Raw genomic sequence first — 6339 nt, 5'->3', positions numbered from 1 at the left:
CGCCGCCGTCGAGGCGCCAAGATCGCCCGAACCCACGCCGGAAACGGCCCGGGTGGTGATCTGGTCGCGCAGGGTCTCGGACTTGTCATCGGCCATGCCCGCTTCAAGGCTCCGGGCCCGAGCGATTCCCGTCTTGCCAATTCCCCCTTCAAAAGCTACGCGGGCGCATGAGCACCACATCCCCTGGGCATGATCGCCTCCTCATCATCGACTTCGGGTCGCAAGTCACCCAACTCATCGCGCGGCGCCTGCGCGAATTGTCGGTCTATTGCGAAATCCATCCCTTCAACAAAGTGGACGAGGCCTTCCTTGCCCGCTTTGCCCCCAAGGCCGTGATCTTCTCCGGCGGCCCGGCCTCGGTCTATACCGAGGGCGCGCCCATGCCGCCCAAGGGGGTCTTCGACCTCGGCGTCCCGATCCTCGGCATTTGCTATGGCCAGCAGGTCATGATGCATTGCCTCGGTGGTCATGTCGAAGGCGGCCATGGCACGGCGGAATTCGGCCGCGCCTATGTGACGCCCGTGGGCAAGCTCCCCCTCCTCGACGGCTGGTTCGAACAGGGCGACGAGCAGGTCTGGATGAGCCACGGCGACCATGTCTCGCGCATCGCCCCGGGGTTCCAGGTCTATGGCACTTCGCCCAATGCGCCCTTTGCCATCACCGCCGACACCTCGCGCCACTTCTACGCCGTCCAGTTCCACCCCGAAGTCCACCACACGCCGAAAGGCGCGGCACTTTACGAGAACTTCGTGAAGCTCGCAGGCTTCAAGGGCGACTGGACCATGGGCGCCTATCGCGAGGAGATGATCGCCAAGATCAAATCCCAGGTCGGCGACAAAAAGGTCATCTGCGCGCTCTCCGGCGGCGTGGACTCTTCCGTCACCGGCATCCTCCTGCATGAGGCCCTGGGCGATCAGCTCACCTGCGTCTTCGTCGACCACGGGCTCCTTCGCCTCGGCGAGGCCGAGCAGGTCGTCAAGATGTTCCGCGAGAACTACAACCTGAACCTGATCCATGCCGATGAATCCGACCTCTTCCTCGGCGCGCTCGAAGGCGTCTCAGACCCGGAGGTCAAACGCAAGACCATCGGCCGCCTCTTCATCGAGGTCTTCCAGAAATACGCCAACCAGATCCCCGGCGCCGAATTCCTGGCCCAGGGCACGCTTTACCCCGATGTCATCGAATCGGTCTCCTTCTCGGGCGGCCCCTCGGTCACCATCAAGTCCCACCACAACGTGGGCGGCCTGCCGGAGAAGATGGGCCTGAAACTGGTGGAACCGCTGCGCGAGCTCTTCAAGGACGAGGTCCGCGCCTTGGGTCGCGAGCTTGGCCTGCCCGACAGCTTCATCGGCCGCCACCCTTTCCCCGGCCCGGGCCTCGCCATCCGCTGCCCCGGCGAGATCACCCGCGAAAAGCTGGAGATCCTGCGCCGGGCCGATGCGGTCTATATCGACCAGATCCGCAAGCACGGGCTGTATGACGAGATCTGGCAGGCCTTCGCCGCCATCCTGCCGATGAAGACCGTGGGCGTGATGGGCGATGGGCGGACCTATGACTACGCCGTAAGCTTGCGCGCGGTCACAAGCGTCGATGGCATGACGGCGGATTACTACCCTTTCACCCATGACTTCCTCGGTGAAACCGCCACGCGGATCATCAACGAGGTCAAGGGCGTCAACCGCGTCTTCTATGACTGCACCAGCAAACCGCCGGGCACGATCGAGCTGGAGTAAGCCGCTTTGCCCCCCGGTTAAGCAACAGCGCGAAACCGGGGGGCGGCCGGTGCCATGTTCCTTGCTGGCGCAGGGGCCCTGTTGTAGCCTTGTCACGCGGCAAAGCATCGGCCCGATTTGAGATGAGACTGAACTTGCAACCGAAGTCTTCCTCCCTGCCGCCGCTTCTGGCCCGCATGGCCTCCCATGTCCAAGGCGAAGGCGGCATGAACTGGGCGTTCCACATCTGGGAGGACCCTGGCTTCATCTTCGTGGCCAATCCGATCTGCGCCTGTTCGACCCTGAAGCTGACGTTGAACTATGCCGCGGCCCGCGCCAGCGGGATCGAGGATTTCGCCATCGACTCCGCCCATCTGATCCACAATCGCGAGGCCAATGTCCTTAAGACGCCGCGCGAGGTCGGCTATGACCGCTTCCTCGAGATGCTCGAGGACCCCGCGATCCCGCTCTTCACCTTTGTCCGCAGCCCGGAAAGCCGGTTCCTTTCGGCCTTCCGCAAGAAGCTGATGCGCAAGACGCCCTTCGCCGAACGCGTGCGGGCCTATCTTGGCGTCGGGCCCGAAGTGCCGCTTTCCGATTTCCTGACCCTGGACAAGTTTGCCCAAGCCGTGCGGCAGGATATCCGCCTGCGCGACCTGGATGAGCATTGGCGGTTGCAGCGCAAGCAGATCTTCTTCGACGAACTGCCGCGCATGACCTTCGGCCGGGTCGAGACCTTTGCCGAGGATTGCCAGAAGATCCTGGGCGGCATCTTCGGTGCCGATGGCTACAGGGTGATGGATGCCGTCGTGCTCAATCCCGCCAATGCCTCTGCCAACCGCAAGCAAGTCATGCCGGACCTCTCGGAGGCGGCGCGGGCGGATGTGGCCGAGGCCTATCGGCAGGACCACCTGATGCTGCAGGACATCCAGGCCAGAGCCACCAAGTAACGCCTGCCCAAAGACACCTGACGGAGCGCATACATGAAGATCATCCTCCATATCGGCATGGGCAAGACCGGCACCAGCACGATCCAGAAGACCCTGGCGCAGAACTCTTTCGAGCTGCGCCAGGCGGGCATGATGTATCTGGGCATGTGGTTCGACCTCGTGGACCCCTCCTTCAAGGGGCTGCGCAACCAGGCCAAGTTCTTCTCTCTCGAGGAGCCTGCCCTGATCGAGGCGGCCGAGGTGCTGTTCCAGCAATTGTCCGAGACCGCCAAGACCAAGCGCATCCACACTTTCGTCATCTCGAACGAATCCTTCGCGGGCAAGTCTGCCGTGCTGGAACCCATGATCCGGCGGCTGATCGCCCTGGGCATGGAGGTCGAGGCCATCGGCTATGTCCGCAACCCGCATGACTGGCTGCCCTCGGCCTATGTGCAATGGGGGGTGCGCCACAAGATGTCTCCGGGCCCGATCCCGCCCTATGCCGAAAAGGCGCGGGGCCTGGTGAACTGGTATTCCGGCATCGTGGAATGGCACAAGCGGATGAGCGACATCCTGCATATCCGTTCCTACGAGGCGGCGCCCGACGTGGTGGCCGATTTCGGCGCGGCCATCGGGGTCAAGCTCACGCCGCTGGGTGCCCGCGTGCTGGAACGGGGCGAAGAGGCCGAAATCGTCCTGCGGGCGATCTTCAATGACGGCATCGCCCAGGGCGTCCTGCCCGATGTCTTCGACAAGGCCGTCCTGCCCGGGCTCAAGGACGTGCCCAAGGTCGAAGACCTTCTCGTGCGGCTCTTCGACTATTCCGACACCGCCGCCATCGTGGCCGCGCGCGCCGACCTCTTCGACGCGCTGACCGAGGCCTGCGGTTTCGATCCGCGCGTCTCGGGCAAGGTCCGTGTCTCTGCCATCCCCGAGGCCCCGGCCGTGCGGGACCGGCTGGTCGATGCCCTGCTCGAGGTGGTTCTGTCCCAGGCCCAGCGCATCAAGCGCATCGAGACGGCGCTGGAGCGCGTGGCCGCAGGCGAACCGCTGGAATTTGCCCCCGTGGTCAAGGCGCGCCGTCCAGCCCGCCCGAACAAGCCCGCAGCCTGAGCCCTGCCGGCCGGGCTCAGGGCTTCGCGGCGTCGGCGGGCTTGCGCGGCGCCCCAAGATGCTTGGCGTGATAGAGCTTGCGGCCCAGCACGGCGCGGACGACGGCGCGGTCCATCTTTTCGCCCAGCCAATCGAACAGCGGGACAAGCCGCTCTGGCCCGCCAAGGAAGCTGGTGTAGTCCATCATGAAGCAATTGGGCTTGCCGGCAGCATAATCGGCAAAGACGCGATCCGCCTTGGCCAGTTGCGGCACCAGCTTTTCCTTGTCGTGGTTGCGCCACCAGGCGCTGTCAGCCACCTCTTCGTTGTTGCGCGTCAGGAACAGGAAGCGCGCCTTGGGAAAATAGCGCGTCATGATGTCCAACTGGGCGGGCACGAAATTCAGGTCGGTCAGGTAGCGGATCTCCTTGAAGCCCGCGACGCGGGTCCTGGGCGGGATATTCAGAATCTCGCGGCAGAAGATATTCATGAAGCGCAAACCCATCCGGTCGATGTCGACCAGTTCCAGCCCGTACCACGGATCGGTCGGCTGCCCGATCTCGGGGACGAGGTTGCCCCTGCCCGCAAGCTGGTCGCGCCGCATCTGGACATTGGGCTCGCGGTCGAAATTGTCGATCATCCGGCAGATCTGGTAGACCGCGTTGGCATTCTCGCCCCGGATGCAATAGCCGGGGATCGCGTTCAGCAGGTTCTGCGCCAGGGTCGAGCCCGAACGGCCATAGGTCACCAGAAAGAGGAAACCTTCCGAGGGGCGCATGAGCATCCCGAACTCTTTCAACTCTTCTGCGGACCAGGACTCGACGGGACGCTCGACCATGACCTCTCCTTCGGGCGGAAAACGCTGGGCAACCTACTGGCAGGTCTTGGCAAACTCAAGACGACCGGCCCAAGGATGCCGGGTTCGGGTTAAAGAAACCGCCCATGGCCTGCGACTTCGGACAGGGGACGCCGGGAATTGGGCATCTCGCGCGGGCGCTGGTGTTCGGGCAGGGTCTCGGCCGGACCCTGGCGACCGATGGCCACCACGCAATGCAGCGCGTGACCTGCGGGCAGGTGCAGGGCCTGGACAGCGGCCTCCTTGTCGAAACCGCCCATGGCATGGGCCACCCAGCCGCGCAGATGGGCCTGCAAGGCCAGGCTCATCCAGGCCGCACCCGCGTCGAAAGCGTGCCAGGTCAGGGCCGCGCCCTCTTTCTCGGCCTGGCTGGCCACGACGACCAGGGCCGCGGCGCGTTCGGCCCAGATGCGGTTTCCCGGCACCAGGAGGCCCGCGATGGTCTGGAACTCCGCCTCGCCGCGCCGCCCCCAGGCCAGCCGCGCGGGCTGGGTGTTCGAGGCCGAGGGCGCCCAGCGCGCCGCCTCCATCAGGGTCAGAAGCTCGGCCTGGGGGATTTCTTCCGTCGTGAAGGCGCGGGGCGAGTGGCGGTTGAGGAAAAGCGCGTCGATCGGGTGGTCGGCTTGGCGGGCGGTCATGGCGGCTCCTTGGTCTTTGGGCCAAGATGCCGCCTTGAGCCGGTCAAGGCCAGAGGGGAAACGCGCTTGACCGGGGCGCTTTCGGCTCTCACTCTGGGCTCAAAGCGGGGGGAAGCGATGAAGGCAGCGCGTCTGGTGGGGTTGCGGCAGATCGAGCTGCAAGAGGTGGCAAGGCCCGAGCCCGGTCCTTTCGATGTCGTGGTCCAGGTCCAGGCGGCCGGGATCTGCGGCACGGACCGGCATCTTTACCACGGCGAGTTCCCCTCGCGGCCCCCGGTGACGCTGGGCCATGAATTTGCCGGGCTCGTGGTGGCGGCGGGGGCCGAAAGTGGCCACCAGGTTGGCGGGCTGGTGGCCTGCGACCCGAATATCTTCTGCGGCACTTGTCCGGAATGTCGGCGGGGGCGGGTGAACCTTTGTGCCCGCAACGTGGCCATCGGCCTTGCCCGCGACGGGGGCTTTGCCGAGTTTGCCCTGATCCCCGGTCACCGCGCCCTGCCCCTTCCCCCCGGGCTTGGCGCCGAGGCCGGGGCCTTTGCCGAGCCCCTGGCCTGCACGCTGCATGGTCTGGACGTGGCGCGCCTGGTCCCCGGAGAGCGTGCCATCGTCCTGGGCGGCGGGGTCATCGGGCTCCTGGCCGTGCAGCTCGCCCGGGCGGCGGGGGCCGAGGTCATGCTGGTCACCCGCCATCCGGCCAAGCGCGAGGTGGCGCTGGCCCTGGGCGCGAAGTTCACCGCCGCCAGCACGGACGAGGCCTTGGCGCTCTGGCCCCAGGGCGCCGATGCGGTGATCGAATGCGCAGGCGTCCCCGAGACGATGGAGACCGCGCCGCGCCTCGCGTCCTCGGGCGGTCGCGTCGTGATCCTGGGCGTCCTGGCCAAGGGCGCGAAGGTCACGATAGAGCCCTTCGACCTCCTCTTCCGCGAGGTCTCGCTTCTGCCCGCCTTCATCAACCCATTCACCCAGTCCCGCGCCCTGGACCTGATCGCCAGCGGCCATGTCCAGACCGAACCCCTGATCACCCGCCGCCTGACGCTGGACGAGGCCCCTGCCGCCATAGCCGCCCCCCCTCCGCCCGGCGACATCAAGACCCTCATTCTGCCGTAGAGCGC

Annotated in this window: 6 protein-coding genes; 4 read left to right on the top strand and 2 right to left on the bottom strand. The window is 65.8% G+C overall.

Annotated features, from left to right (window positions below):
- Positions 1-167 precede the first annotated feature (167 nt).
- The 3 genes from guaA to GV832_RS10530 all read left to right on the top strand — a co-directional run bounded on the left by guaA (position 168) and on the right by GV832_RS10530 (position 3754).
- Entirely contained in the window at positions 168-1733 is a 1566-nt protein-coding gene (gene guaA / locus GV832_RS10540) for a glutamine-hydrolyzing GMP synthase (protein WP_168774807.1), read from the top strand.
- Between the two features lie 134 nt (positions 1734-1867).
- Positions 1868-2662, top strand: coding sequence for a sulfotransferase family 2 domain-containing protein (locus GV832_RS10535; protein ID WP_168774806.1), 795 nt, complete (start codon positions 1868-1870; stop codon positions 2660-2662).
- A gap of 33 nt (positions 2663-2695) precedes the next feature.
- Positions 2696-3754 carry a hypothetical protein gene (locus tag GV832_RS10530; RefSeq protein ID WP_168774805.1) on the top strand — a complete coding sequence of 353 codons (1059 nt, stop codon included), beginning with the start codon at positions 2696-2698 and terminating at the stop codon, positions 3752-3754.
- Positions 3755-3770: 16 nt separating this feature from the next.
- On the opposite strand, the gene GV832_RS10525 is transcribed toward GV832_RS10530, so the two are convergent.
- Together GV832_RS10525 and GV832_RS10520 are read right to left on the bottom strand one after the other, a co-directional pair.
- Positions 3771-4571 carry a sulfotransferase gene (locus tag GV832_RS10525; RefSeq protein WP_168774804.1) on the bottom strand — a complete coding sequence of 267 codons (801 nt, stop codon included), beginning with the start codon at positions 4569-4571 and terminating at the stop codon, positions 3771-3773.
- Positions 4572-4660: 89 nt separating this feature from the next.
- Entirely contained in the window at positions 4661-5227 is a 567-nt protein-coding gene (locus GV832_RS10520) for a nitroreductase family protein (protein ID WP_168774803.1), read from the bottom strand.
- 117 nt (positions 5228-5344) lie between these two features.
- On the opposite strand from GV832_RS10520, the gene GV832_RS10515 reads away from it, so the two are divergent.
- Positions 5345-6334 (top strand): zinc-dependent alcohol dehydrogenase family protein, encoded by a 990-nt coding sequence (locus GV832_RS10515; protein ID WP_168774802.1) that lies wholly within the window; start codon positions 5345-5347, stop codon positions 6332-6334.
- Positions 6335-6339: the final 5 nt, after the last annotated feature.

The sequence above is a fragment of the Stagnihabitans tardus genome (assembly GCF_009925085.1).
Lineage (GTDB): Bacteria > Pseudomonadota > Alphaproteobacteria > Rhodobacterales > Rhodobacteraceae > Stagnihabitans > Stagnihabitans tardus.
The sequence above is the reverse complement of the archived record's forward strand: the minus strand, read 5'-3'. Positions and strand labels throughout refer to the sequence as shown.

What these genes read in the sequence shown, in the direction of transcription:
- guaA (WP_168774807.1), top strand. Translation starts at nt 168, where the DNA reads ATGAGCACCACATCCCCTGGGCATGATCGCCTCCTCATCATCGACTTC.
- GV832_RS10530 (WP_168774805.1), top strand. Translation starts at nt 2,696, where the DNA reads ATGAAGATCATCCTCCATATCGGCATGGGCAAGACCGGCACCAGCACG.
- GV832_RS10525 (WP_168774804.1), bottom strand. Translation starts at nt 4,571, where the DNA reads ATGGTCGAGCGTCCCGTCGAGTCCTGGTCCGCAGAAGAGTTGAAAGAG.
- GV832_RS10520 (WP_168774803.1), bottom strand. Translation starts at nt 5,227, where the DNA reads ATGACCGCCCGCCAAGCCGACCACCCGATCGACGCGCTTTTCCTCAAC.
- GV832_RS10515 (WP_168774802.1), top strand. Translation starts at nt 5,345, where the DNA reads ATGAAGGCAGCGCGTCTGGTGGGGTTGCGGCAGATCGAGCTGCAAGAG.